The sequence below is a fragment of the Frondihabitans sucicola genome (assembly GCF_030296615.1).
GTDB lineage: Bacteria > Actinomycetota > Actinomycetes > Actinomycetales > Microbacteriaceae > Frondihabitans > Frondihabitans sucicola.
Map to the genome: position 1 here is coordinate 276,240 of NZ_AP027733.1, position 24,062 is coordinate 300,301.

42 protein-coding genes and 1 pseudogene are annotated in these 24,062 nt (G+C 67.7%); 32 read left to right on the forward strand and 11 right to left on the reverse strand.

The window, feature by feature from the left end:
* Positions 1-123 precede the first annotated feature (123 nt).
* From QUE79_RS23645 to QUE79_RS23675, 7 genes are all read left to right on the forward strand, one after another.
* Positions 124-696 carry a hypothetical protein gene (locus QUE79_RS23645; RefSeq protein ID WP_286346944.1) on the forward strand — a complete coding sequence of 191 codons (573 nt, stop codon included), beginning with the start codon at positions 124-126 and terminating at the stop codon, positions 694-696.
* 3 nt (positions 697-699) lie between these two features.
* Positions 700-987 carry a hypothetical protein gene (locus QUE79_RS23650; protein WP_286346945.1) on the forward strand — a complete coding sequence of 96 codons (288 nt, stop codon included), beginning with the start codon at positions 700-702 and terminating at the stop codon, positions 985-987.
* A 39-nt stretch (positions 988-1,026) separates the two neighbouring features.
* A complete protein-coding gene (locus QUE79_RS23655) occupies positions 1,027-1,803 on the forward strand; it encodes a hypothetical protein (protein ID WP_286346946.1) in 777 nt (258 codons plus the stop codon).
* Positions 1,804-1,944: 141 nt separating this feature from the next.
* Positions 1,945-2,328 carry a hypothetical protein gene (locus QUE79_RS23660; RefSeq protein WP_286346947.1) on the forward strand — a complete coding sequence of 128 codons (384 nt, stop codon included), beginning with the start codon at positions 1,945-1,947 and terminating at the stop codon, positions 2,326-2,328.
* Positions 2,325-2,777: a hypothetical protein gene (locus QUE79_RS23665; protein WP_286346948.1), complete on the forward strand. Its 453-nt coding sequence runs from the start codon at positions 2,325-2,327 to the stop codon at positions 2,775-2,777. The genes QUE79_RS23660 and QUE79_RS23665 overlap by 4 nt, the downstream gene beginning before the upstream one ends.
* Positions 2,774-3,151, forward strand: a complete 378-nt coding sequence (locus QUE79_RS23670; RefSeq protein ID WP_286346949.1) for a hypothetical protein — start codon at positions 2,774-2,776, stop codon at positions 3,149-3,151. The genes QUE79_RS23665 and QUE79_RS23670 overlap by 4 nt, the downstream gene beginning before the upstream one ends.
* Positions 3,152-3,253: 102 nt before the next feature.
* Positions 3,254-4,210, forward strand: coding sequence for a hypothetical protein (locus QUE79_RS23675; RefSeq protein WP_286346950.1), 957 nt, complete (start codon positions 3,254-3,256; stop codon positions 4,208-4,210).
* 73 nt (positions 4,211-4,283) lie between these two features.
* Here QUE79_RS23675 and QUE79_RS23680 read toward each other — a convergent pair whose 3' ends face one another.
* The gene (locus QUE79_RS23680) at positions 4,284-5,384 is read right to left on the reverse strand and encodes a competence protein CoiA (protein ID WP_286346951.1); all 1,101 of its coding nucleotides are present in this window, start codon (positions 5,382-5,384) and stop codon (positions 4,284-4,286) included.
* A 180-nt stretch (positions 5,385-5,564) separates the two neighbouring features.
* Between QUE79_RS23680 and QUE79_RS23685 the strand changes: the two genes are divergently transcribed.
* From QUE79_RS23685 to QUE79_RS23705, 6 genes and pseudogenes are all read left to right on the forward strand, one after another.
* Complete coding sequence (locus tag QUE79_RS23685; RefSeq protein WP_286346952.1) at positions 5,565-5,951, forward strand: hypothetical protein; 387 nt, start codon at positions 5,565-5,567, stop codon at positions 5,949-5,951.
* Positions 5,948-6,424: a hypothetical protein gene (locus QUE79_RS23690; RefSeq protein ID WP_286346953.1), complete on the forward strand. Its 477-nt coding sequence runs from the start codon at positions 5,948-5,950 to the stop codon at positions 6,422-6,424. Before QUE79_RS23685 ends, QUE79_RS23690 begins: the two co-directional genes overlap by 4 nt.
* A gap of 166 nt (positions 6,425-6,590) precedes the next feature.
* Positions 6,591-6,875 (forward strand): annotated as a pseudogene (locus tag QUE79_RS26035) (LPD29 domain-containing protein); the annotation flags it as partial.
* Between the two features lie 17 nt (positions 6,876-6,892).
* Positions 6,893-7,090 (forward strand): hypothetical protein, encoded by a 198-nt coding sequence (locus QUE79_RS23695; RefSeq protein ID WP_286346954.1) that lies wholly within the window; start codon positions 6,893-6,895, stop codon positions 7,088-7,090.
* Complete coding sequence (locus QUE79_RS23700; RefSeq protein WP_286346955.1) at positions 7,087-7,716, forward strand: hypothetical protein; 630 nt, start codon at positions 7,087-7,089, stop codon at positions 7,714-7,716. The genes QUE79_RS23695 and QUE79_RS23700 overlap by 4 nt, the downstream gene beginning before the upstream one ends.
* Positions 7,706-7,966, forward strand: coding sequence for a hypothetical protein (locus QUE79_RS23705; RefSeq protein WP_286346956.1), 261 nt, complete (start codon positions 7,706-7,708; stop codon positions 7,964-7,966). The genes QUE79_RS23700 and QUE79_RS23705 overlap by 11 nt, the downstream gene beginning before the upstream one ends.
* 7 nt (positions 7,967-7,973) lie before the next feature.
* On the opposite strand, the gene QUE79_RS23710 is transcribed toward QUE79_RS23705, so the two are convergent.
* The gene (locus tag QUE79_RS23710) at positions 7,974-8,150 is read right to left on the reverse strand and encodes a zinc finger domain-containing protein (protein ID WP_286346957.1); all 177 of its coding nucleotides are present in this window, start codon (positions 8,148-8,150) and stop codon (positions 7,974-7,976) included.
* A gap of 252 nt (positions 8,151-8,402) precedes the next feature.
* Between QUE79_RS23710 and QUE79_RS23715 the strand changes: the two genes are divergently transcribed.
* Positions 8,403-8,783, forward strand: a complete 381-nt coding sequence (locus tag QUE79_RS23715; protein WP_286346958.1) for a hypothetical protein — start codon at positions 8,403-8,405, stop codon at positions 8,781-8,783.
* Here QUE79_RS23715 and QUE79_RS23720 read toward each other — a convergent pair.
* The gene (locus tag QUE79_RS23720; RefSeq protein ID WP_286346959.1) at positions 8,780-8,995 is read right to left on the reverse strand and encodes a hypothetical protein; all 216 of its coding nucleotides are present in this window, start codon (positions 8,993-8,995) and stop codon (positions 8,780-8,782) included. The two genes, QUE79_RS23715 and QUE79_RS23720, sit on opposite strands and share 4 nt — an antisense overlap.
* Positions 8,996-9,120: 125 nt before the next feature.
* Here QUE79_RS23720 and QUE79_RS23725 point away from each other — a divergent pair, with 125 nt between their 5' ends.
* The 11 genes from QUE79_RS23725 (at position 9,121) to QUE79_RS23775 (ending at position 16,185) form a co-directional block, all read left to right on the forward strand.
* On the forward strand, positions 9,121-9,624 hold the full coding sequence (locus QUE79_RS23725; protein WP_286346960.1) for a hypothetical protein: 504 nt from the start codon (positions 9,121-9,123) through the stop codon (positions 9,622-9,624).
* A 121-nt stretch (positions 9,625-9,745) separates the two neighbouring features.
* The gene (locus tag QUE79_RS23730; RefSeq protein WP_286346961.1) at positions 9,746-10,693 is read left to right on the forward strand and encodes a hypothetical protein; all 948 of its coding nucleotides are present in this window, start codon (positions 9,746-9,748) and stop codon (positions 10,691-10,693) included.
* Between the two features lie 182 nt (positions 10,694-10,875).
* On the forward strand, positions 10,876-11,232 hold the full coding sequence (locus QUE79_RS23735; protein ID WP_286346962.1) for a hypothetical protein: 357 nt from the start codon (positions 10,876-10,878) through the stop codon (positions 11,230-11,232).
* Between the two features lie 85 nt (positions 11,233-11,317).
* Entirely contained in the window at positions 11,318-11,785 is a 468-nt protein-coding gene (locus QUE79_RS23740; RefSeq protein WP_286346963.1) for a hypothetical protein, read from the forward strand.
* A 5-nt stretch (positions 11,786-11,790) separates the two neighbouring features.
* Positions 11,791-12,549, forward strand: coding sequence for a hypothetical protein (locus QUE79_RS23745; protein ID WP_286346964.1), 759 nt, complete (start codon positions 11,791-11,793; stop codon positions 12,547-12,549).
* A gap of 239 nt (positions 12,550-12,788) precedes the next feature.
* A complete protein-coding gene (locus tag QUE79_RS23750) occupies positions 12,789-13,547 on the forward strand; it encodes a hypothetical protein (RefSeq protein WP_286346965.1) in 759 nt (252 codons plus the stop codon).
* The gene (locus tag QUE79_RS23755; protein WP_286346966.1) at positions 13,544-13,999 is read left to right on the forward strand and encodes a hypothetical protein; all 456 of its coding nucleotides are present in this window, start codon (positions 13,544-13,546) and stop codon (positions 13,997-13,999) included. Before QUE79_RS23750 ends, QUE79_RS23755 begins: the two co-directional genes overlap by 4 nt.
* 151 nt (positions 14,000-14,150) lie before the next feature.
* Positions 14,151-14,561, forward strand: coding sequence for a hypothetical protein (locus QUE79_RS23760; RefSeq protein WP_286346967.1), 411 nt, complete (start codon positions 14,151-14,153; stop codon positions 14,559-14,561).
* Positions 14,562-14,654: 93 nt separating this feature from the next.
* Positions 14,655-15,194, forward strand: coding sequence for a hypothetical protein (locus QUE79_RS23765; RefSeq protein ID WP_286346968.1), 540 nt, complete (start codon positions 14,655-14,657; stop codon positions 15,192-15,194).
* A gap of 78 nt (positions 15,195-15,272) precedes the next feature.
* Positions 15,273-15,713: a hypothetical protein gene (locus QUE79_RS23770; protein ID WP_286346969.1), complete on the forward strand. Its 441-nt coding sequence runs from the start codon at positions 15,273-15,275 to the stop codon at positions 15,711-15,713.
* 73 nt (positions 15,714-15,786) lie between these two features.
* The gene (locus QUE79_RS23775) at positions 15,787-16,185 is read left to right on the forward strand and encodes a hypothetical protein (protein ID WP_286346970.1); all 399 of its coding nucleotides are present in this window, start codon (positions 15,787-15,789) and stop codon (positions 16,183-16,185) included.
* 106 nt (positions 16,186-16,291) lie between these two features.
* Here the strand turns inward: QUE79_RS23775 and QUE79_RS23780 are convergent, their stop codons facing one another.
* Positions 16,292-16,465, reverse strand: a complete 174-nt coding sequence (locus QUE79_RS23780; protein ID WP_286346971.1) for a hypothetical protein — start codon at positions 16,463-16,465, stop codon at positions 16,292-16,294.
* A gap of 553 nt (positions 16,466-17,018) precedes the next feature.
* Between QUE79_RS23780 and QUE79_RS23785 the strand changes: the two genes are divergently transcribed.
* Positions 17,019-17,711: a hypothetical protein gene (locus QUE79_RS23785; protein ID WP_286346972.1), complete on the forward strand. Its 693-nt coding sequence runs from the start codon at positions 17,019-17,021 to the stop codon at positions 17,709-17,711.
* Positions 17,712-17,771: 60 nt separating this feature from the next.
* On the opposite strand, the gene QUE79_RS23790 is transcribed toward QUE79_RS23785, so the two are convergent.
* From QUE79_RS23790 to QUE79_RS23815, 6 genes are all read right to left on the reverse strand, one after another.
* Positions 17,772-17,942, reverse strand: a complete 171-nt coding sequence (locus tag QUE79_RS23790; RefSeq protein ID WP_286346973.1) for a hypothetical protein — start codon at positions 17,940-17,942, stop codon at positions 17,772-17,774.
* Entirely contained in the window at positions 17,939-18,403 is a 465-nt protein-coding gene (locus QUE79_RS23795) for a hypothetical protein (RefSeq protein WP_286346974.1), read from the reverse strand. Before QUE79_RS23795 ends, QUE79_RS23790 begins: the two co-directional genes overlap by 4 nt.
* Positions 18,400-18,963 (reverse strand): hypothetical protein, encoded by a 564-nt coding sequence (locus tag QUE79_RS23800; RefSeq protein ID WP_286346975.1) that lies wholly within the window; start codon positions 18,961-18,963, stop codon positions 18,400-18,402. The genes QUE79_RS23795 and QUE79_RS23800 overlap by 4 nt, the downstream gene beginning before the upstream one ends.
* A gap of 116 nt (positions 18,964-19,079) precedes the next feature.
* The gene (locus tag QUE79_RS23805; RefSeq protein ID WP_286346976.1) at positions 19,080-19,427 is read right to left on the reverse strand and encodes a hypothetical protein; all 348 of its coding nucleotides are present in this window, start codon (positions 19,425-19,427) and stop codon (positions 19,080-19,082) included.
* A complete protein-coding gene (locus QUE79_RS23810) occupies positions 19,424-19,912 on the reverse strand; it encodes a hypothetical protein (protein WP_286346977.1) in 489 nt (162 codons plus the stop codon). The genes QUE79_RS23805 and QUE79_RS23810 overlap by 4 nt, the downstream gene beginning before the upstream one ends.
* Entirely contained in the window at positions 19,912-20,307 is a 396-nt protein-coding gene (locus QUE79_RS23815; RefSeq protein WP_286346978.1) for a hypothetical protein, read from the reverse strand. The genes QUE79_RS23810 and QUE79_RS23815 overlap by 1 nt, the downstream gene beginning before the upstream one ends.
* A gap of 120 nt (positions 20,308-20,427) precedes the next feature.
* Here QUE79_RS23815 and QUE79_RS23820 point away from each other — a divergent pair, with 120 nt between their 5' ends.
* The 5 genes from QUE79_RS23820 to QUE79_RS23840 all read left to right on the forward strand — a co-directional run bounded on the left by QUE79_RS23820 (position 20,428) and on the right by QUE79_RS23840 (position 23,170).
* Entirely contained in the window at positions 20,428-20,718 is a 291-nt protein-coding gene (locus QUE79_RS23820; RefSeq protein ID WP_286346979.1) for a hypothetical protein, read from the forward strand.
* A gap of 104 nt (positions 20,719-20,822) precedes the next feature.
* Complete coding sequence (locus QUE79_RS23825; RefSeq protein ID WP_286346980.1) at positions 20,823-20,966, forward strand: hypothetical protein; 144 nt, start codon at positions 20,823-20,825, stop codon at positions 20,964-20,966.
* Complete coding sequence (locus QUE79_RS23830) at positions 20,963-21,319, forward strand: hypothetical protein (RefSeq protein ID WP_286346981.1); 357 nt, start codon at positions 20,963-20,965, stop codon at positions 21,317-21,319. Before QUE79_RS23825 ends, QUE79_RS23830 begins: the two co-directional genes overlap by 4 nt.
* A gap of 69 nt (positions 21,320-21,388) precedes the next feature.
* Positions 21,389-22,162: a hypothetical protein gene (locus QUE79_RS23835; protein ID WP_286346982.1), complete on the forward strand. Its 774-nt coding sequence runs from the start codon at positions 21,389-21,391 to the stop codon at positions 22,160-22,162.
* Between the two features lie 288 nt (positions 22,163-22,450).
* Complete coding sequence (locus tag QUE79_RS23840) at positions 22,451-23,170, forward strand: hypothetical protein (protein ID WP_286346983.1); 720 nt, start codon at positions 22,451-22,453, stop codon at positions 23,168-23,170.
* A gap of 338 nt (positions 23,171-23,508) precedes the next feature.
* Here the strand turns inward: QUE79_RS23840 and QUE79_RS23845 are convergent, their stop codons facing one another.
* Positions 23,509-23,679 (reverse strand): hypothetical protein, encoded by a 171-nt coding sequence (locus tag QUE79_RS23845; protein WP_286346984.1) that lies wholly within the window; start codon positions 23,677-23,679, stop codon positions 23,509-23,511.
* An 87-nt stretch (positions 23,680-23,766) separates the two neighbouring features.
* On the opposite strand from QUE79_RS23845, the gene QUE79_RS23850 reads away from it, so the two are divergent.
* Positions 23,767-24,054 carry a hypothetical protein gene (locus QUE79_RS23850; RefSeq protein ID WP_286346985.1) on the forward strand — a complete coding sequence of 96 codons (288 nt, stop codon included), beginning with the start codon at positions 23,767-23,769 and terminating at the stop codon, positions 24,052-24,054.
* The last annotated feature ends 8 nt before the right edge of the window (positions 24,055-24,062 follow it).

A 24,062-nucleotide genomic window follows, 5' to 3' on the forward strand; every position in this document is an offset into this window, starting at 1 on the left:
CGGCTCCGACCGGCTGAATCTGCCATCTCAGCGGATGCACTTCTTGACCATGCGTGACGAATGTCGGTAGGCTCGTGTACTGTAAGATTCAAGTTGCTGAGGGACAGTAACCGAGAGGACACCATGACCATCACGAACACCGTGATCGACATCATCACGTACCAGAAGCCACCTGCCGGGGACGCCCAGTTCATCTGGACCGACAACCCCGAGACCGCCGACCAGCACTACCGCCGCATCTGCGCCGAGTACCCCGAGTACTTGGTCCGCCAGTTCCGCTCCGGCGTCGAGGGTGACGACAGTGACCTCGCCCAGCAGACCCCCACGGCCATCGACGACCTCATCGGCTTCCACCTGCTTGCCGACATGCCCCTGGGCCTCTTCGTCCGCGAGCGTCCTGCACTCATCGACGGCCACCGCGTCATGGCCTCCACCGTCTCCGTGACGGGCGCTCAGTGGGACGCCATGGAACGCCTGACCCCACAGGCCGACGGCGCGGCAAATCGCCTCGTGCGGCCCCTGAGGGCCGACGGGAACGTCTCGATGTTGATCGTCGATTCCGAGGTCATCCTCGACTACCTGATCCGCCCCGACGGCACCTACACCGAGATGAACGCCCGCATCGACCACGACGCCTGGCAGGGCACGCACGACCTCGACGCCGACCACGCAACCACCACCGAACCCGGAGCCTGAACCATGACCACCAGCACCGCCACGACCGCCGTCTTCATCGTCTGCACGGACCGCCAGAAGCCCGGCCAGTCGAACTTCTTCTCCGCCGAGGCCGAGGGCCGCCAGAAGGTCGCGCGCCTCGCCACGGAGAAGCCGAACCAGCTCCACCAGCTCTTCGTCGTGCGCCTCACCGACGACGACGACTTCGGCGCGCTCGACGCCTTCACCCCCACCGAGGCCGACGTGGCCCTGGCCGAGCACCTGCCCACCGACACCGAGCCGACCGCGACGCCGCGCAACCTCGCCCGATAGGGGCGGGGCGAGCGGGTCGGGGATGGGAGAACCCCAGAAATGACGACACACGAGACCGAGGACCCGGCGCGCGGAGCGATCGCGCCGAGCATCAGCGGGCCCCTCATGCGGCAGCCCGCCGACCCGGATGCAACCCTGCCCGAGGTCCCTCGCGGCCCTAGGGGTATCACCGTGCGCCCCGTCGTCGAGGGGTCGGGCCGTGGCCACATCGCCTTCCGCATCAGTGGGCGCGCGCTCCCGGCGACCACCAGGTCGTTCGATGGCGTCACCGTCATCAACGGGCACGAGGGGCTCGACGAGCAGACCATCGCGTGGATGCTCCACGTCCACGCGCGAGCCGCCCGCGCCATCAACTCACTGGAGCCCGAGGCTCGTATCGCGGTCAACGGCGACAGTGCCGCATCCCAGGCAGTCGTCTTGTACGCCATCCATCAGACCGACCTCCAGGAGGTCGCCCGCGCGGTCGGCACCGTCGGCTACGGTCTCATCGAGGTCGCCGCAGCGCTCCAGGCCGACCTCAGGCGCTACCTGACGTCGCCCATCAGAGCCCTGCGCACCGGGGGCATGTCGAAGCAGGCGTGGAGCGTCCGGCGCAACGACATCGTGCGCGCCACCTCGCCGAGCGAGCCGATGAAGATTCATGGCGAGGCCCGCTTCGGAGGCATCGAGTACCCGACGGTCCGCGCGGTCCTCGTCGGCTCGGAGCCCGTGAGGGACGGGGCTGAGATGAACGCGCTCCGGGACTCGATCCTGGAGCGCCTCGACGATGCGCGCTTCGCCGCCCGTCGCTACCGCTCCCCTTCGGGCACCAGATGAACACGCTGTCGATCCCGCACTGGCAGCCGACGGTCCGCGACAAGAATTGACGTTACGCACTAATCGTGTATTGTAGAACTCGGCACTGAGGGACAGCGCCACGAGAGGACACCATGAGCAACGACACCGACACCTCCTGGGTTGAACCCGGCAGAGGTCTTCATCTCCTCCTACGGCGTCGCACCCATCCGCGACACCGTCGAGCGCCACACCAAGACGCAGGTCATCCTCGCGTCCGGGCGCAAGTTCCGTAACGACGGCCGCTACGGCGAGTTCGCCAAGGGCACCAGTGCCTTCCGCGGCGCCGCGACCCTCGCGCCCATCACGAGCACCCGCCTGCTGCTCGACGAGAAGCGGACCACCATGCACGCGACCGCTCGTCGCGCCGAGGCTGCTGCCGAGTCGTTCCGCATGGACCCCTCCGAGCAGTCGATGGCGCACCTCGAACTCGCAACCCGCCACGCTCGCGGCGCCTTCTCCGAGTTCCAGACGGCCGAGCGCCTGCACGAGGCCCAGAAGGCGTGAGCAAGGCCAAGCCCGGCGACTTCGTCGTCGTGAAGCGCACAGGCCGCGTGGGCTGGGTGGCGGCGCTGCCCGAGACGGGCGGCAAGGTGAAGGTCATCTTCGGATGGGATGCCGCCTGGATCGAGCGCAAGGCGCTCCAGGTGCTCGCCACCCGCGACATCCACGCCGTGACCACCCGCGTGAACGACGAGCGCTCCACGCAACTGCCCTACCGCGTCGTGCTGCCCGCAGAGAGCCTCGATTTCGCAGTCGAGGCGTTCAAGCGCCTCGCCTCCCGCAAGACCGAGCAGGTCACAGAACTGTGGTCCGTGACGGTGCCCCTCTTCGAGCCCCGCGCCGTCGCCGACGACGACCCCGAACGGGCGTGGCTCTGGGAGCGATTCCAGAGCCGCCTCACCGGGACCCTCCTCCGCACATCCGACCCCGCCAGCACCGAAAGCGTCGCATGACCTACACCGACCTCGCCGCCCTCCGAGAAGACCACGAACGCCAAGGCGGCACCTTCTTCGCCACCGCGGAGAGCCACAATGACCTCATCGTCGGCAGGCTCCGCCACGGGCGCTTCATCGTCGTCCGCGAGATGAACGAGAGTTACCGCGGCCTCGGCGTCTTCGCTGGGGAGGCACCGCACGTCTGGGCGATCTACCTGGTGACGCGGACGAGCAGAATCGTTCGCTTGGGCCACGAGGCGGAGGAAGCCTCGGCCGAGCACTACATCGAGCGCGTGGCCGACATCCCCATGTCCTCCTCGCCGAGTCGCGACCTCCTGCCGTCATCCTCGGCAGGGGCCTGGGCGGACGCGACCGCAGCGCCATCGCGCTGACCCGCGATACCCCCGGCCTGGCGCGCTGGCGTACCGTCGTGGTGGTTCGCCGATCGAGCAGGGGGTCGGCGATGGGAGAGACCGAGTGAACGGGGAGACGACGTGACCGACAAAGCGGCAGCCGAGGCAGCGATGCGCGTTCTCGTCACCGATCTTCGTACCGAGATGGGTGACTGGCCCTGGACCTCGGCAACCGACCATGTCGTCATCACCAGCGCTGGCGGGTGGACGACGACGAGCGACGACCGCCCTAAAGAGGCCCGCGCGGGCTTCGGCCGGGGCCGCATCCGCTACGACGCCTGGAAGACCATCCGTGAGGCAATGACGGACCCCGAGCGGGGCGCCTGGCTCTACGCGAACGTCACCATCACCCCCGACGGCGAGCACGAGTTCTTCTTCGAGTGGGACCGCCGCCCATCCATCTACGACTACGACGACGACATCTTCACCGCGAAGCCGAAGAGCGCCCAGGTCTCGCCCCTCGACTACGAGTGGCTGTGGGACCTGAAAGAGCACCCGCGCACCCCCGAGCACCAGCCCGAGTGGATGAAGCGGATGCTCGCCAAGGATGCGCGCAAGCGGAACCCGGCCAACATGCCCCGCACCAAGAAGGCCATCAAGGCCGAGGTCGCCTGGCCCGAGGAGCTGGCGCCCCTCGCCGGCGACCTCCTCTGGGCCGAGGTGTGGACCGCGATCTCCGACTACATGGTCGCCCGCCTGAAGACCGGCGCATACCCACGCCTCGCCAACAAGGACGAGCGGGACTCGTGGGGCGCCGAGGCCGACGGGCTCGTACAGGACGTCTTCGGAGACGTGTCGGGCGTCTTCGTCGAAGGCCAACCCCTGGCGGCCCTCGCGGGGCTCTGGCGGGACTGGTCGCAGCTCGTCAGCCACACGCCCGAGCCTGAGGGTCTTGCTGGCGTCGACCTTTCCGCCACGGCCGTCTACTCCGAGGCAAGCGGCCCCACGCAGAAGCTCTTCGACGACTTCGGCGACACGGTCGGCACGCTGATCGACTCGCAGGTCTTCCAGCGCTTCGGAGTCCGCCCAGAGGCGTGACGTCGCCGCAGCGCCTAGCTCCTCCGCATCTGCCCCGACGCCTCGCGCGCGAAGAGGCGCTGCCCAGGGCTCATCATCGACGCGGGCAGCAACAGCTTCTCTCGTGCGATCCGTGCCCTCCGGCTCGCTGCCATCTCCCGCCAGTTGCCTCGGGGGCGCGTCGCCCACGATCGCTCCTCGCGGGGGTCGCCGACGCGGCACCAGTGTGCCTGGGATTCCCCGTCGCCGACGGGCACTGTGAGGCGTCCCGCAGCATCGTCCTCCCAGAGCGAGTCGACGTAGCTCCAGCCGAACAGGGCCGAGCAGTGCGGGCAGGTGAATGCGATCTCCCCTCGGGATGCTTCGTGGTCCGGCGTAGCGCTAGGCGCGCCATGGGGACGTCAGGAGCGCCCGCCGCAGCCTCCGCTTGCACGAAGCGCGCGAAGGACGTCATGCCGCGCTCTGCCATGCTCCGATGCCCGCAGTCGTCGCAGCGGACGGACTGGATGTCGCTGGGGCTGAAGATGATCGAGTGGACCTGGCACTTCCAGCACTGTTCGAGCCCCCAGGCGACGCGGGTGGTCGCGAGGCCGGGCCGCCGCGGCGCGAAGGCGAGGCGGCCGTCGAGATAGGCGGCGACGACGCCCGCCAGGGGAACCAGGCCGTCGGCGCCGGGCCGGGCGACGCAGTTCTCGTAGTGAGCGCCCGCCTCGTGGGGCAACAGTTCGATGACAGGCTGGCTCGCGGCGAGGAGCGGGGTCATGTGGCGGATCAGCCAGACCGTCTCGATGCCCGCGCGAGCATACCTGTCGGTGCGCCGGACGTAGTCATCGAAGCCCTGGCGCGACCATTGGACCTCGAAGGCGACGCGACGGGCGCCATGGGAGACCAACACGTCCGCGATCCACGAGCCGTCCTCGGCGCGGACCTCGTCGCGAGCGTCCCATCCTGCACGGGTGGCCGCCGCGATGATCGCCTCCTTGGCGTGCAGGTGCTCCTCCGTCTCGGGCTTGTGGTCGAAGCCGCAGTCGACGCGCCAGTGGGCGAAGAAGCGGGTGCCGAGCCGTGAGCGCTTGGCGACGCCGCGGGCCCCGCAGGGCATGACCATGTCGCGCCCGCGCAGGTCGGCCCATTCGTCAGCGGAGAGCTGCGGGGCGCGCAGGAGCTGGCCGTCGAGCACGGCGGTGAGGGGCATCGGGGACCTCCGCGGGGTCGCGGGTGGGAGCCCGCGTGGGAAGCGTAACGCGAGTTAGTGAGGACTGCACTCATTGAAATGCTCGGTGAAGTGACGGTCCCCCTCCTACCGTGAGACGAATGTCAGAGGTGCAATGTACTGTAGAACCATCGCCGAGAGGGACTCGGCCGAGAGGAAACCATGACCACCGGATTCAGCAACATCACCATCAGCATGCGAGGCGACGACCACGAGCCCCTGGCGCTGACCGTCCACACGGGACGCATCATCGACGGCGAGGCCATCCTCGACAGCGAGCAGGTCGCCCAGGTCGCCGACCTCTGGACCAACCGCACCGGCGACTTCCTCACCACCTGGACCTGGGGAAACACTAACGACGAGAGTGACCTGGTCTTCGCCGAGACGGGCCCCGACGGCATCGAGATCACCTTCTGGTCGACCATCGGACCGGACAACGACGACGATCGCTACATCGGCCAGCGCCCCCTGTCGAACCGCTACGACACCGCGTCCGCCCCGTTCTACGACGACCTCGTCATCACGATCCTCGAAGGCCCCGCAGCATGAGCGCCTTCGACAGCATCAGCCAAGGCGACTCGCGCCGTGTCGACGGCCAGGAGCTGGCGGACCTCGGGATCGCTGACCTGGTCGACTACCTGGAGATCGTCGTCGAGGACGACGGCCAGCGCCGCCTCGACGCGGGACTCATCGTCGACCTCGGCGACATCGGTCCCGATGACGCGTTCCGCAACGACGAGAGCGGCCGCATCGAGAGCTGGGTGGCCGCCACCTACAGCTCCGACGAGCCGAAGGTCGTCGCCGCGCTGGACGACAGCACGGGCGACTGGGCATCGCAGGACATCGTCTTCACCCTCACCGAGTCGCTGGGCGGCCTCTCCGTCGAGGACCTCGCGTCCGTCGTCGCCACGACTCCGAAGATCATCGAGCTGCACAACGATCTCAACGGGGGCTACCGGCCCGAGAAGCTGTACGGCTTCCACGACTCGCTCATGGGGCACCTGGACGGCCGCGAAGATTAGCCGCAACCTGCTACACTGAGGGCATAAACACCCGCCCCTCTGGCCCCCACCGATATTCAGTCAATGGGACGCCATGGGCGGGTTTTCTGTCTGTCTTGTGACAAAGCTCCTTAACGTGTACTGTAGAAATCAAGACGCCTGAGGGACAGGCTTCGAGAGGACCATCATGACCGAGTACATCCAGCCGACCGACGTCGCCAAGCGCGTCCGTGCGGCCCTGAAGCACGTGTGGCCCGAGACGAAGTTCAGCGTCCGCACCTCGCAGTACGCAGGCGGCGCCAGCATCGACGTCTCGTACACCGACGGCCCCGCCCAGTCCTTCGTCGACAGCTACCTCCAGAACTTCACCGGCGCAGACCGCTCCCCCGACGGCGACAGCATGGACCGCCGCACGACCACGCTCGCCGACGGCAGCTCCATCCACTACGGGGTCCAGCACATCTTCGCCCGCCGCGAGGTCTCCCCGAGGTGCGCGAGCGCGTCACCGCCGAGCTGGCACGCCGCCTCGGCGTCGCGAGCATCGAAGCGGGCCGCTGGTACGACGTCCCCGCGGACTACGCGGCCGAGATCGAGTTCACGCACACCGACGGCACGGGGTTCCTCCTCGTCAACCACCTCGCCGAGCGCGAGGCCCAGAACCTTCGACCCCAGGAGACCCAGAAGTGAACCTCCCCTCGCGCACCAATGCCGCCGAGCGCGTCCTCGGGTCCATCGCCCGCGGGCGATGGCGCACACCCGACCAGGAGGCCCCCACGAGGGCTCAGGTCGCCATGGTCGCCCACGCTCTCGCTGACCACACGCTCAACGTCCAGATGGTGCAGTTCAGCGACTCGCCCGATGGCGTCGCGATGAACGTCGGCCGCTGGATGCACGCACTCGGTGACGACCTCGACAACCTCGTCGACGGGCTCGCCGTGCCCATCCTGTTCGCGGGCGACTTCCGCGTCGGCCACATCCTCGACCTGCCATATCTCCCCGACGCGCTGGGGTCATCCGTGAGCATCAGCGCCCCCACGAAGGCGTCGCATGGTCAGGGGTTCAGCCTCACCATCACGTTCGGCGACGGCGAGTCACGCCTCTTCACGTCCCTCGTCGACGCCTTCGAGATGGCGCCCGTGCCGAAGGGGCGCGCCAAGTCGGCCTGGGCCGAAACGGATGTCGCGGAGGCTCGCGCTTTCGGCTACCAGGTCCTGAAGATCGTCACGGAGCAGATGCGTCAGCGCATCGAGGCACTCCTCGAACTCTCACCGTCGCTGCTCGTTTTCGGCGATGGGAAGGTCCATGTCTCTTAACCCCACGGAGCGCGTAGTCCACGCTGCCCTCTCGGATGGAGGCGAGATCGTCCGCTACGACAAGGCGGGTGCCTGGTACGTCGAGTGGCCGCCCGGCGGCGGCAAGAAGCGGCGCAAGCTGAAGCTCTCGGAGGCTGTAGCTCTGGCGGTAGAGGCGCACGACTCCAAGGGTGGCTTCGTCGCGCTCGGCCGGTACGGCGGCACGCGTTTCGACGCCGACGTGCGGAAGGCTCTGCGCTCAGCGGCCTAGGGGCACGTCAGTTCTCGCTGGCGGCGTCGTAGCCGTTCTCGAAACCGGCCTGGTAGGCGGCTGCCTGGATGGCGGTGCGTCCGCCGTGCGTGGATGCGGGCCCACCGGTGGCGGTCTTGCACTGCTCGTAGGGGGCCGCGCCGCAGTAGTCGCAGGGGCTCGATAGCCAGAAGTCGTCGATCATGGGTTCTCCTCGTGGGGCATTCGGGCGTCCCGCTGATTCTCCCATCCCCGACCCCCTCGCTCTAGATGCGCCATGTGACGAATGTCGGTGGCTCTATGTACGGTAGAAATCAGGGTCCGAGGGACGGGCTCACGAGAGGAACACCATGTCAACCCTGATGACCTCCCCCTGTTCGGCGAAGCCAACGTCGCCGCACTCGCGAGCGTCCGAGACGCCTTCCAGCGCGCCGAGCGCATCACCACTGTCGAGAACATGCGACGCGCCATCGCCTATGCCCACCCCGACGCGGCCGCGGGCCGCTTCGTCGAGGTCTTCCCGCGCTCCCGCTCCCGCTCCGACACCGCCATCGTCTTCGACGCAATCCTCGACGAAGGCGGCAACGTGATCGTGGACGATTTCGAGTTCGACGACGAGAGCAACTTCACCTTCACGGACCGCGACGAGGCGGACGTGGCCCTCGAAGGGCGCGACTTCCGCAACGGAGTCGCTTCGTACTGGGTCCTGAAGATGGACGAGGACCTGGACGAGTCCTTCGAGGAGGCCATGCCCGACGCGGCCGAACTCTGCGGGGTCCTTCCCGATGTGTTCGCGAAGGAGCTGCTGCTGGCGTTGGTGAATCGCTTCGTTGGCTAGGCCTCGGGTTCGGAAGCCCAGTCGTCCCCTTCGGAGGGCGGCTGGGCTTCTTCGTTGCTGCCGTCCATGGCGATCTGTTTCCAGAAGTCCCGGATGCCAATGCGGTCGAGGGGCTCAGCGGAGAACATCTGCGCGATGTAGGCGCGGCGGTCGGCGCGGCTGAGACGCGCGATCCAGGCGTCGTCTTCAGGGTCGTGTAGCGGGGGTGGCACCCACCCACGGTAGGCGATCGACGGAGGACCGCCAGCCAGAGGTCGTCTGTGACGAATGTCAGAGGCTCCATGTACCGTAAGGATCAGATAGAGAGCCCCGAGGGACGGGGCCGAGAGAGGAACCCATGAACGACACCGAGATCACCACGATCGAGACCCCGAAGCCCGAGATGGACACGTTCGAGCAGATGACGAACGTGGTCTGGACGGCCCAGTCGGCGCGCCTCGCCGCTGCGCAGAACGCTCTTCGCGCCACCCTCAAGGCGATGCACCCCGACGCCCACTCGGGCCGCTTCAGCTTCTACGACGAGGGCTGTCCCACGCGCCTCGACTTCGAGGCGGTCCTGGACGCTGACGGCGAGGAGATCGACATCGACCCCATGGTCGCCTACGACTCCTTCATGCAGATCGGCCAGGCGTACGAGGACCACGACGACGCCGAGGAGTGGACCGACCGCCACGTGCAGACGGCCCGCTTCGAGACGGCGTACTTCATCGAGAACCTCGACGAGCGCCTGCCGGTCGCGAACTCCTTCGCCACGGCATCCGCCGCGGACTGGAACGTCGTGCTCGGCGACGGTGCCGCGACCGACCTGTTCGAGCTGCTGAAGGTCCGCCTCGGCAAGTAGCCCAGCCGAAGAGCCGTCCGCCTCCCCTAGTGGCAAGTTGCTACACTAGGACCAAGAGCCGGACGGCTCTTTCCATGGAGGGGCACAAGTGGCAGACCGAACCAACAGCGAGCATGCAGACGTGGCGGTCCCCCTGCGAATCGGAGCCAAGTTCCCACGCTCCGCCAACGATGAGGCCGCCTACAGCCTCGCCGTCGGCCACATGGATGCCGCAGCGGCAACTCCCGAGGATGCGACCCGCATCGTCGAGATGGGACTGTGGCGCCTCAAGCACTCGCGGCCGACCCTTCGCTCCGTCGGCAGCCTCGCCGTCGTCTGGGGCTCCGGCGCCGTGATCATCTGGCTCACGGACCTGCTCTTCCACATCGCCCTGGCCTGGACCTACGTCTTCGTCGCCGCCTCGTTCGCATGGCAGGTCGGCATGCTCATCCGCTCCGTCGTCCTCGCCCGCCAGGCCGAGCGCCTGGACGCGGCGGCGTACGTCGCGGCCCACACCAGACTCGACAGCCGCCCAGCCCAGTTCGAGCGGGCGCTGCGACTCCTCGCCGCGCAGCCCGTCCCGCCGCTGCTGCCGATCGAGACCCCCAAGCTCATCCAGGCGAAGATCGTCAAGGAGCCGGAGATCGTCGCCTACAGGGCCGCGACCGCAGCTCTCGCCGACGGCACGGCAGAGGAGGCGGACGCGCGACTCGTTCTTGCGGCGGCCGCCGCCGAGCGGGCCCCGCGCGCGACGACGAGGTCTCTCCTGGCGAATGGCGAGGTGTGGATCGGCATCGTCATCTGCGCCCTTTGGATGATCCAGAAGTACGCCACCGGCAACGCGCACTACCTCGACAACTTCAGCCTCACGATGACGCCCGTCGTTGTCGCGTTCTACGTGTGGGCCGTCCGCTCCCGGTCGAAGCAGACCAGAGCCATCGCCGACAGCATGGCGCCCGCAGCAGACCGCGCCGCATCCGAGAGTCTCGCGTGCGCGTGGCTCGTGACGCACGTGTCCCCGGCGGAGACGCTGTTCCAGCCGCAGACGGCGATGGAGCGGATGGCGAACCTCCGCGTCGCGGCGCGATGACCACCGACGCACAGTGGGGTGCGCCCCGCCAGGGGCCTCGTAGGCGCTTCGGGCGTGCGGGACGACCGCTTACCCCCGGTGAGGAGCGCGCGATCGTCACAGCCAGGGGCAAGGCGCGTCAGGAGCAAGTCGAGCTTGACCTGGCGGCGGCCCGCGCCGACAGCGAGGCGCATGAGCGATGGATGGCCGGGAAGGTCGTACCTGCGTACATCACCGCGGCGCTCGACATGGCGAGTCTCTACGGACCCGAGGTGGACGAGGCGTGTGGCGTCGAGGAGCCCGCCGTCGATGAGTGGGAGGAGGGCGTCCGCTACCCGACGTGGGACCAATTGCGGGCGCTGGCGACGCTCACCGACACCACGCCGACGTTCTTCGTGCGCCCGCTTCCCCGCGTGACGAACGAGCCATCCACGCTCGACTTCCACCTGAGCCTCCGCGAGAAGCGAGCGACGAGGTCCAAGCCCACGGTCCTCGGATTCACGGACGCCGCGCTCGTCGCCGTCTTGGGATGCGTGCCAGGAGAACTCGGGCGCCACTGACGCCCCCACGCTCTGACGTGACGAATGTCAGCGGCACCATGTACTGTACAATTATGCCTGAGGGACAGGCACACGAGAGGACATCATGACCATGACCGACACCAGCACCAAGATCGACCCGCTGGGCACCAAGACGCTGCACATCGTCGCCAGCCAGCGTCTCGCCGGAGACCTGTTCATCCTCGACGGCCACCAGGTCTTCACGGACCAGAGCGAGTCGTACGACGCCTTCAAGAAGACCGCAGCCGAGCACCCCGAGATGATGCACCAGAACTTCTCCATCTCGGTCCTCAACCTCGCCGACGAGTGCGACATCTACGAGTACGTCACCGAACTCATCCTCGAAGGCCTGGAAGGCGCCCCCGCCGCCGAGCACAACGCCCCCGGCTCCAAGCGCTACCGCATCAGCGGCCCCGAGGTCACCGGGCACGAGGGCGTCTATCTCGTCCAGGACGGCCTCTATCGCCGCTCCTTCGGCCACAACCCCGAGGAGCCCGTCGAGTCCGGCTACTACGACGACCTCCCCGCCGACTTCGCCGACTCGGAGTGGTGAGCAGAATGGTCGACATGCACTTCCACAAAGAGCTTGCCCGCCTCAACGACCTGACCGCGCACTTCGCGACCCTGGCGCACCAGACGGCACTCAACGGGCTCCGCATCATGCTGACCGAGGCGTTCCCGGAAGCCGACAAGGCCGTCGTCGAGTACGTCCTCGTGGGCGGCGTGTGGGAACTCCACCTCCGCCACGTGCTCCGCAAGGACGGCACCGACTTCGCGATCCACCCGGTCGAGACGAACGGACCGATCGATGCACCATACGAGACGACGAGGATCGGCGAGAGCCTGCCCGAGAGCGGCCTGAAGGCCGTCGGTCACGATCACGTGCACGCGATGCCCAACAAGGACGGCCGCCGTCTCTACGTCCTCACGGAACTGTTCGTCATCGACATGCGCTCCCGCGGCTCGATCGGCGGCTACGAAGAGATCAAGGGGCTCGCCAGAGACCTCGCCATGGAGGACGCGGAGCAGCTCGTCGAGGAGCTGACCGAGGTGCACGGCTGGCTCGGCACCCTCGGCACTCGAAGCCTCGCCCTCGACAAGTTCAACCAGGAGGCCGTCGCGTCGGGCTTCGTGGAGCGGGATGTGCTGCCGGACCGGGACTGGGCGAAGGTCCGGGAGTACCTGACCAGCCAGCGATTCCTCGACGAGTCCCGCGATGCGATCCTGTCGGGCGTGCAGGAGGTCGCCGCGGAGCATTACGCCGAGATCGCGAAGCGCAACGCCGACATCCTCCGGGAGCGCGGGCTGGGGCTCTAGCAAGCTCACCCCGCCGCGTTGTCGGTAGGGTTGGGAACAGCTCGTCGGCCAGCGGCCGAAGGAGTAACGAGGCCGTCCTTCGGGGCGGCCTCAGTCGTTCGCTCGCGCCCCATGAGCGCGTCTCGCGAGGTTCTCCCATCCCCGACCCTCGGGCCCCGGCGAAGCAATCCACTGTAGACGCTCGATCCCGCAGGGTGTACTGTAGAGAAGGCCCGAGGGACGGGTCACGAGAGGAATCCATGACAACCCCGGACACCCGCACCGACGACCTCAGTCGATCAGCGCGCAAAGACTTCGACGACGCCATCCGAGTCAACGCGGACGGCCGCCTGGCACTCCACCGCGCGGCCATCGCTGGCCTCCGCACGATCCTCCAGCTCGCCTCCCCCACGATCTCCGGCGCCACGTTCACGATCGAGCCGCTCAGCGAGGACCCGAGCGAGTCGGACTACCTGACGGGTGCGCCCGAGTTCATCAGCGCCTTCAGCGACAGTGGTCAGATCATCGAGGTTGGAGACATCGACGGCCTCGACTACCGGGAGTTCATCGCCAGGCTCGACGAGTACGCGGCCGCGTTCGCCGACTTCGACGAGGCATCCCGTTACTTCGACGGCAGCGCCATCCGCGAGAACGGCTACGTGCTGCTCACGCTTTCGACGCACGTCACGACGGCTGCGCCCGACCAGCCTTTCGCCCGCTCGGCGCGGACCATCCATCACCTCGCCGCCTCGCTCACGGATGGCGACGCCGAGGCGCTGCTGGACGCGATCCTGGCTCGCCCCGAATTCGCAGGACTCGCCTACTCGCGCACGGCCGTCGTCAACGACATCAATGACATCCGCGCCGAGGCGGGCCTTGACCTGATCGAGGACATCGCCGATTCGTCGTGGGCTGAGTTCCGCACCGGGTGGTTCGCCAGAAGCCGTTTCGATGTCGACATCGCCACCCCGGAATACCTCAGCGCCCTCCGCATGCTCCCCGAGGGGAAGGCGCTGTGACCAACGGCACCACCACCCCGCTCACGCAAGACCTCCCCGGCTTCCTCCGTGCGCTGAAGGCGGGCTCGCCCTCGGGCGCGACCATGCGTGGCCTCTTCCAGCAGTTCGGCCTGCCATGCGGCCCTGACGGTCGCGACCCCGAGTACTTCGCGCTGGCACAGGCGAGCATCATCGTCTGGAAAGAGGGCCGATGGTGGCAGCCCGGCACCGTGGGCGAAGCCATCCTCGCGGCCGCAGACGGCGGCGTGAGCGCCCAGCGGCGCGACCTTGAGGCGGGCACGCCCGTCCTCTTCTCGAAGGGCTCTACGGAGCCCTGGGAGCCGGGTGTCGTCGAGAGCATCGGCGAAGGCCCGGACGTGGGCCTGTACCGAGTCCGCCCCGCCGCGTACGCGGGCGAGATCGCCCTCCCGGCGTTCGAAGCCGACTGGACCGAGCTGACTCCTCTGGCCTAGTCGGACCTCGATTCCCGAGGGCCTCCGATGATGCGGTGGCGCGAGTAGCGCCCTCAGTGGATCGTCTTTGCCATGAATGGTTGACACTACGCGTGTAGCGTGTACTGTAGAACTCAAGAGGACCTGAGGGACAGGGCCCCGAGAGGACACCATGACGCCGAGCGCCGTCATCGAGCGAGCCACTGCCGCCCGCAGCGAGGCCGCCGACATGCACGCGGAGAAGGATCACCAGTACGGCATCGCTATGGCGGCGGCCGTTCGCGACGGGTACCACTTCTCGACCGTTCCCGGCCCACGCGACCGTCAGGGCGAGAAGGCCCTCGCGTGCATCAGCATCAACCACCGCGACTTCATCGCCGACGTGCTCGTCGATGGCGCGACTAATGTCACGCTGACCTTCAACTTCGCCTCCGTCAAGGGCTTCCCGGCGTCGGCACCCGACGCCCATGACCTCCTGGCGCACGTCGAGCAGGAGATCGTGACCTACGCCTACGCCGCCGCTCTCGCCACGGAGATCGCCGACCGCTACGGGGTCTCGCCGGGCTTGCTCCTGCCGCTCTGACGCATCTGATCCATGCGCCATGACGACTGTCAGTGGTCACATGTACTGTAGGAGAAAGGGCCTGAGGGACAGGCCTGAGAGGACCGCATCACCATGAGCATCAAGATCACCACCGAGTTCGGCGTCTTCGAGGGCCGGACCATCCAGTCGGCCGCCCGCCGCGGATACGGCAAGCGAGTGCAGGTCCACGCGACGCCCGCCCGCGTCGACGTCGAGGGTCGCATCTTCGACCCCAGCCAGGGCTACATCGGCACTATCTACCGCATCGAGGGCATCGCGCCCGACCCACTGACCGACGACGAGATGGTTGAGGTCGCAGCCCTCCTCGACGAGACCATGAACTGGAACGGCTTCATCGCCGCCGACCAGCGCGCGCGCCTCTTCGCCCTCATCGACACCCCATGCCAGGACACGTGGGACGGCGCCCACTCCCTGACGCTCCTCGACCCCGCAGCCCAGACCATCGCGAGCACCCTCTGGGACCTACTCCTGGCCTGCACGGCATACCGCTGCAACGGCCGCATCCACGGCGAAGCGTGGGACTCGATCCCCACGCGATCAGAGGTCATCACGGCGCTCCGCCGCGCCGTCACCATGAACCGAGCCGCGCTGCTCGGCGAGACCCGCGGCTAGCCACATCCCCCAACGGGTGTCGTGCGCTTAGGGTAGCCGTCCCGCATGCTGGATCGACAACACCAAGGGACGATCCTCATGCGAATCACACAGGCCGACGTCGGCAACACCTTCACCGTCAGGGCTGAGCTGGCACACGAAACGCTCGTGCTGCCCGGACGGCTCCTGTCGGTGGAGACGTTCGTCGGCGCCCCCTGGGCCACGGCCCGGAGGCCAGTAGGCACGCCCGCGTTCATCGCCAAGGGCTGGGGCGGGAAGCACCCTTGCGCCGTCGCCATCGATCCCGCTTCAGTGGAAGCCCTGGAGGGCATCACGTTCGAAGACGCGATCGCCACGCGCGCCGGGATCGCGAACCGTGCCTTCCCTGACGGGATCATCCCGCTTCTCGTGCCCGCCTCGCACATCCTGACTCCCTGGACCGGCGAGAGCGTCGGGCAGTCGAGCGACTCCCGGAGGGCGGGGCTCACCGCTGATCTCATGGCGGACCTCGCGTTCTTCCAAGACGCGCGAGCAAGCTAATCTGACGAATGTCGGAGGGTGCATGTACTGTAGTAAATGAGCCCGAGGGACGGGCCATGAGAGGCGACACCCCATGAACATGGCCACGATGCTGCGCACGAGCGACGTCATCCACACTCGCGGCGTCAGCCGCATCCTGAACCACGCCGCATCCAAGCTGCCGATGCCCTGGGCGCTGAGCTACGCCGACGACAAGCGTCACGCCGTCACGATCTTCAAGGCATCCGCCGCCGAGGCTGTCGATGTCATCGAGAGCGGTCTGCGCGGCCTCGGCATCGGCGTCGACGACCTCGGCGTCGCGGGAGTGCAGGCCCTCTCGCTCCTCCAGGAGATTAATGACGGTTACGACCAGCGAAATGGCCTGAGTGCCTACGAGCACGCCATCCGTGCGACCGCCCAGCTCGCCGAGGCCGACCGCCGCGCCACCGAAGCACTCGGTGACGCGCTGGAGTCAGTGCTCGGCGACGAGTAGCCCCAAGCCAGCCGGGTCGCTCCGGCGAAGGATGTCTCGGGAGAGACGAAGAGACCCCCTCGCGAAAGAGAGAGCGTGAGGGGGTCTTGTCTTGACGGGTGGGCGGCTACGGACGGTGGTGGCCCAGGCTGTCGCCGACGGCGGCCTCCAGGGAGTCGATGGACCCGGGGAGGTATTCGTCGCACTCCTCGCGGGAGTCGAGGCGCAGCTTGAGCAGCCCCGCTCCACTCAGGGCGATCCACACCGCGGCGCAGATGGTGGCGAAGGTGACGGTGTCCATGTGAAAACGGTACCCGTGGCGGCCGCACCGGTCACGCGGACGCTTGTGCCCAGTCCGGGGGCGAACGACCGATCGCCCCACCCTTTTTCAAGGTGTGGGGCGATCTCGGCTATGGACCCAAACGCGCGACCGTTACTTCCAACGGGGACTAAGCACTTGCAGTCTGCCTGGTGCCACCGACATTCGGCAAGCGCGAATGCTGAGAATCACCCGCTTCGACGAGAACTCATCACCGGGTGTCCTCAAATGAGGACTGACCTGCATTTTTTTCGCGCAGATATCTCAAAATCTGAACGGTTTGACAGGCGAACTATCGATGCCACAACGACAGTCGCTACCGAGTTAGCGACGTGAGCCTGAGGGGAAGGGGACAGCACGCCGGGGCCGAGGGTCGGGGATGGGAGACTCCCGAGTTCAGTCGATCGTGGTCGCCAGCTTCAGTGCGCGGTGGCCTCTGCGGGATGCGGAACGTCGCAACTGCTACACTAAGGTCACCGCTGACCCACGCGGAACGCATTGCGCCTCGCTGCGCCCTCTTCCCGAAAGGCCGACTGTGTCCCGCACCTTCACGGCTCCCACCACGCTCGCTATCCCGACTCTCGACACCCCCTACCCGCACGCGGTCGGCGTGCCCGTGGTCTCCTTCGGCGACGACAATGGCAAGAAGTTCACGATGATCGTCCAGCTTCCCGGCTTCGACCTCACCGTCAGCGTGGTCCGGGGTCAGCCCTTCCCCGTCTTCTTCCGGCACGGCCGCATCATGCGCCCCATGCGCAAGTCGCCCTTCGACCCGCAGGTCACGAGCCAGCTCGTCGCATGGGCCACGTCGCTGTTCCTCTACGCCCAGGAGCGCATCGACACCCTGGAAGCGGTGAGCAACGCCGTTCGCGAGGCGATCCTCCAGGGCCGCGACTCGATCGATACCCCCGCCGACGCTCGCGCCACGGTCACGGTCGAGCTGGCCGACATCCCCGAGGGCGCCGCATGGGTCTTCGATGGCACCCCGCCCGAGGCCGAGCTGGACGACAAGGCGCTGACGACCGTCCACTTCTACGTCGACGGCAAGAAGATCGGCACCGCCACCGAGGAGAGCGCCGTGCTCTCGACCGTGGGGCGCCGCCTGGATGCCGACAACGACGCGCTCATGGCATGGATGGTCGCCGAGCGGCCCCACGCCGCCGCCGTCGAGGTCGCCGTCGGCCAGTTCAACGACGAGCTGATCCGCGTCCTCGGCGCCCTCGACTAGCATTCGGGTCGAACGAGAAAAGCGCCAGCCCTCAGGGGCTGGCGCTTCTTCGTGTGAAGGTCAGTTCGACAGGTCCGGGTCCTCGTGGACGCTGTCCAGGCCGAGCGCGATCTTCGCTTCGCCCCACGTGCTGATCTCTCGCAGGCGCGCGATCTCCGCACGGGGCTCGCCGCCGGACGCGGTGCGGAGGATGGTCATGCCATCGGGGAAGCGCACGGCGTAGAAGCTCATCCCGTCGAGCGCACGGAACGTCTGTACGCGCATGACGCGGGTCGCGTGCTGCGCGAATGACGGCCACTCCTCATTGCGAAGCCGGGGGCGTTGGCGATCATGCGCGCGCCGACGAACGGCAGGTCGTAGGCGTTCTGGAGCGCGCGGGTATCAGACCAGGCGGTGATCGCGCGGTAGTAGCCGTGGAGGTAGAGCGCCAGGCTGGGGATCGTGAAGACCGCGAGGAGGATGCCGCCGAGGTGAACGAGACCTCCGCGCGGTGCGCTGGCGGTCAGGGTCAGGAACGCGGTCATCGCGATGAGGATGACCCAGCCGTAGACCCGGAGTCCGCGGATGGGCCGGAAGCCGCGGATGAGCCGCTCGGCGCGACTGCGGTCGACGTCGTCGAGCGTCTTCTCGGCAACCCCGGCCAGCTCGACACGCTCGGCGGGAGAGAAGGCGTCCTCGAAGCTCATCGTCATGCGTTGTTGTCCCTGATTCCTGAGGCGGGAAGCCCGAACGGCAGGCCCGCGGCCGCAGTCCGCTCTTCGTCGGTGAGGGTGGCGAGTTCGGCGGCGCGCTCGGTCATCGTGGGCACTCGCCGCACGCTCTCGCCGAAGACCTCGAAGAGCACCGGGTTGCCATCGATGACGGCGAAGTAGATGTCCCCGAGGGGCCGCTCGATGCGCCGGACGTAGACGGCGTCGTCGAACTCGGGCGGAAGGTCGCCCTTGGGGCGCTCGGCGGCGAGGATGTCCTGCACGGTCGCCATGCGGGCGCCTTGCTTGCTCATCCACTGGCTGGCCTTGAGGGCCCAGGCGTTCTGCGCCTTGCGCCAGCGGACGGCCATGACCAGGGCGACAGCAACGTAGGCGACGACGATGGCGATGCCGAGGATGATCGGCGCCGGGGTGAAGAAGGAGGGCTCCAGCGTGACGGAGGTGAAGGCGGCGAGCACGATCGTGACGAGCATCACGAGCATGATGCCCCGGAGCACGCCGCTGGGCTCCTTGGGAGGAGTGAAGTCGGTGTCGTCGGTCATGTCGTGTTGGTCCTCGTTCGGTGGGCGGCACCCCGTGGTTCCGCCTCTGTTCGAGGGTAGGAATCGGTCACGGCGGGAGGCTTGTCCCCAGTGCGTGGGGGGCGTGCCCGTTTTCGTTAGAAGGGCTGCTCGGTGGCGGCGGCGCGGGTCAGGGACTCGGGGTTGTCGTACCAGTCGGCGAGACGGTGCGGGTTGGCGATCCCGTCGCCCTCCAGGGTCTTGATGCCGGAGGCGGTGAAGCGCTCCTGCCAGTCCTCGATGGAGCCGTCACCGGCGATGGTGACCTTGTACTCGCACTCGGCCTCCCCGAATCTGGGCAGCCCGTCTTCGATGATCGCCGTGGCGACACCGCCCTCGACGTGGACGCTCTGCACGGAGCCGCCGACGATGTTGACGATGCGACCGATGCGGTCGTTCTGCTGGCGGGTCTGCGCCTCGGCGCGGGTGGGAGTGGTGATGGTCATGCTGCGATCTCCATGGGCTTGCGGTACTCGGCGGCACCGTTGATGTGGAAGAACAGGGCTTGGGACTGGCGGGCGTTGAAGCTACGGAGGCAGGGGGCGTCTTCGAATCCGTAGTCGTCGTCGCCCTCCGTGCAGGCTCCGCAGAAGTCCCCGGCTGAGGTCTGCGTGCAGACCGTGCCGACATGCACGTCGTCGTACTCGCGGCGGAGCGCCTCGTACTCGTCAGCGAGCGGGTGCGCGTCGTAGGCAGCCTGGAACGCGTCGTGGCTGTCGTAGTGGGTCAGCTCACGGAGGTAGTCGCGGCGGAGCTTCAGGAGCGAGGCGAATCTGGCATCCTGTGCCGGATCGGCGTGCTCACACTGCTCCGACGAGAGGAACAGGGGCTGCATCTCGTGGCCGATGCTTGTCGAGTCGTGGAGGTTCGCGCTGGTTGCCGCCTGGAGGTCGCGCTCCAGCGCAAGCTCATCCGGTAGGACCAGGACCATCAGGCGGCCTGGGCGCCGTCGACGGCGGTGATCGGGGTGACGGGCGCGACGCGGGCGATCTTGTCGTCGACGGCCGCGTGCCGGTTGGCGACTTCAGCCTCGGCGACGCGCCGCTTGGCCTCGTCGAACAGCTCCTTGGCGGAGAAGGCGGAGAGGAGGGCTCGGAGGTCCTGCGGGGCGGCCAGGATGAGGCCTGCCGCATTGAGGGCTTCCCACGTCGAGCAGTTGTAGACCTCGGCGAAAGTGATCACGTCGTCGGCACTGGGGACGGCCTCGTTCCAGCCCATGACGACGTGCCGGGAGATGCCGGTGATCTTGGCGATCGCCGTCGGGTTCGCGGCTGCATGGCGCTGCACGTAGCGGCGCCAGCTCTCCGCGGCCGCGGCCGGGTGCATGGATGCCAGAGTCGATGGGATGACCTGGATCGATCCTCCGTGTGATGCCCTCACTGTGATGTCCCCTCAAGTGGTGGTAGGTACGTCGCTAGTATAGCAGGTTGCTGCTACGATGGGTTCATGCACACTGCCACCCTCGGCACCGCGTTCAAGGTCGGAGTCCCGCGCGACCTGATGCCCCACACGCCCTTCCGCTGCACCACCAAGCTCGGCTCCTTCGAGCTGTCGGCGAGTCAGCCGAGCCCTGGCGTCACCGGAGTGCTCATCTACTTCCAGAGCGGCGCTGCCACGTTCACGCGTAGCCTGACCGAGGACTCGATCACCTTCCACCCGAGCGGCGGCGGCGACGCCGGGCGCTCCCCTGGGGGCTCACGGACACCACGGAGGTCTGCGAGTTCGGCGTCCGGCTGACGATGTTCCTGGCCGACCGACTCCCTGCGATCTCGGCCCTGGCTACCGCCGCGGCGCGAGCGATCCACGACGGGACCCTTGCTGATCCGACCGAGGACGAGCGCGTGGTCACGATCCCTGCGGCCGCCATCGAGCGCGCTCCGGGCGGCGGCGGACTCTCCGGCCTCACGCAGTCCGTCGTCCTCGAAGGCATCCTCCTGGCGATGGCGGGGTGCGCTCTTCCAGTCGCGGGCGAGCAGGGCGCATGAACGAAGCGATCTCGGGCGACTTCGTCATCCTCTCGGCTCCACGATTCGTGGCGGCGAAGAGTCGGAAGCGGCTCCTCCGGGGCCCGACAGCTTCCCTGGCGACGTTGCGATTCGACGCGGAGGCCATGTGCCCAGACATGGGCGTGCAGGACGTCCTGGACGCCCGCGTGGACGGTGTTCTCGCCGAGCGCTGGCACGACGTCCAGCTCGGCATGATCGTCACCGCCACGGGCTTCCTGCGCCCGCGAGACCCGCACGAGATGTGCTTCGGGGAGCCGTTCGTCGTCCGCGACATCACCGACGCCCGGATGGGGCGCCCGTCATCGAGCCCACTGCGCGAGTTCCGCTGGTAGTGACAAATGTCGGCAGTACCATGTACTGTAAGACTTAGAGCTTGAGGGACAGGCTCACGAGAGGAAACCATGACGATCGCGAACGTCACCCGCTCCCCCGGAGTGCCCATCGCCGGAACCGGCCTCATTGCCGGAGGCGGCACGCCTGACAACGAGGACTACCGCGAGCACGCCGACGCCGCGGCCGCCGCCCTCAGCACCTACTTCGACGGAGCCCTCGTCTCCGTCCGCTTCAACTCGCAGGGCGGCTCCGGTGGGGCCTGGCTCGTCACGAACGACCACGACGCCGTCGGCCGCAACGCCGAGATTGGCATCATCGCGTGGATCAACCCCGAGACGAACGAACGCGGCTTCACCGTGCGCCTCGCCCCGATCGCTACGGGCACCACCGAGCACTTCGTGGCCAGCGTCGACACGCTCCCCGAGGCGCTCGCCCTGGTCGCCCACGAGGCTCCCGTGACGCTCGACGAGCTGAAGGCCCGCATTCAGGCCGCCAGCGACAAGTACCGCGAAGAGCACCTCCGCATGGGCCTTGTCGCCCGTCAGAGCGACGGCAGCGCGCACGTCGTCTTCGCGGACACCTCCGAGCAGGGCAAGGCTCTCCTCGTCAGCGTGCAGCGAAGCCGAGCCAAGAACAACCTGGTGTTCAACACGTGGCACCAGGAGGCGCTCTACGAGATCAAGGACCTCCAGGTCTCCTCGCGCCGGACCGGCCTCGTCAGCCACATCCGCACGCCATGGAAGAGCGCCCTCGACGTGGAGACCAACGTCGTCTACGTCATCGCGCCCGACGGCAAGAGCGCCGAATCGCTCGGCGCCGCGTTCTCTGGACGCCGCCGATGATCGGCATGGCCCTTCGTCTCGGAGCCTGGTACGCCGCCGCCCGCTTCAGCGTCTTTCTCGGCATCCGGAGCGCCGACGCCACCGTCCGCCTCATCGAATCCTGGCGCCGCAAGTGAAGCGCCTCCTCGTCATCATCGTCGCCGCGTGCCTCGCTGCGGGATGCGGCATCCGCCTCGCCAGCGACATCCGGCTCTTCCGAAAGGCCCTGGGCAAATGAGCATCGCATTCAGCACGGCCACTCCAACGGGAGCTAGCCCGGTAGCGCATGCCACGCGTACCGTGATGGCCATGCCACGACAACCAGACGGCGCCGTGGCCGCGACACCCAGGCGCATCCGCACCGAAATTGAGGTCGACGAGTTGGCCAACTGGCTACGGTCCTCAGAGCGGAACACCCCGGTCGTCGTGGTCACCACGCACTTCGACAAACCCGTTACCCGGCTCAACGCCGACAAGATAGCCGCCGACCTCACCGGAATAGCCGAGGTCGTCATCCTGGAAACCGGCCCGCACACGGAGCGTCTAGCTGAGGTCGTAGGGCCCATGTGGGGCGTCTTCGGATCGGGCGGACGAATATACCCCGCCGACACCTACTGGCATCACAACCCCTACTTCGCGCCGATCTTCATCCGCTACACCGGCACCACCGGCGCCAAGCAGTCGGAAGAGATCATCCGGCGCACCATCAACCGCGACTACGGGGCCACCTCCACGCGCCCCGTGAAGGATTGGGATGGCCCGAGCATGCTCGGCGCCGAACGCAGGCCCATCGACCTCGACGCCGTGCGCCGCGAGAAGGCAGGCCGCAACTACGACAAGGTGCCGGAGAACCGCCCTGCATTCACCAGCTCCCTCGGCGACAGCATGGACCCCCTCCAGGCCCAAGTTCTCCGTGAACTCGCGCTCCGCTCCACCGAGGCTGCTCCAGAGGTGGTTGCGCCCGAGGTGGCTACATCCGAACCGGTGCGGGCCGAGCTTCCCCAGAGCCCGCGGCGCAGGCGCCAGTAGAGCCACGCGTCGCCGCGGCGCCCACGCGGGAGCCGGAACCCGTTCGCCCGCCCGCCCGCGTCGATCCCGACCGCGCTCTCGGAATCGCCGACCCCTTCAGTGCCATCCGAGCCGTCGTCAAAGAGGCCCAGGATGACGCGGCCGCCGCGACGACCCGCGCTGAGCGCGCCGAGGCGGACCTTCGAGACGTCGAGCGCCAGCGGAGCGGCGAACGCATCAAGATTGCCCGGCTGGAGACCCAGCTCGCCGGTTTCCGCACACATGCCCGCGTCGCAGCTCAGCCACAGTCCGGCTCGGCCTCGGACCTGAGCCGCGCCCGCGCCGAGAACGCCGATCTGTCAGCCCAGAACCAGGACCTCAGGGTCAAGCTCGCGGCCGCCGTCGAACGAGCCAAGACGGCAGGCGCCGCCGCGCGCAAGGCCACGAAGGGTCAGCAGCCCGTCGCCGCCGACAGCCTCATCGAGCTGGAGATCGAGAAGTTCCCCACTCCCGAAGATGCCGCCCGGCATGCGATCCTGCTCGCCTGGACAGAGCGCGTCCCTGCTACCGAGAAGGCGGACCACCCGCTCCCTGACTACGGCATCGGCCCCAAGTTCATGCCCAGCCTCACCTCGCTCACGCAAGCCCAGCTCGGCAAGGCACTTCGGTGCGCTGTCGACATGCTCACCGGGCTGGGCGACGACATGTTCGCCCGCCGCCTTCACCCACTGCGCACCAGCGCCGCCGGGAACGCAGGATTCCATACGCGCGACGACGGGGCCATCTGCATGCGCGCCTACATCGAGTCGAACAGCGCCAACGCGAGACGACTCCACTACTGGAAGTGCCAGGACGGCTCGATCGAGCTGATCCGCATCGTCAGCCACGACGATGTGAACCCCTAGCCCAGGGG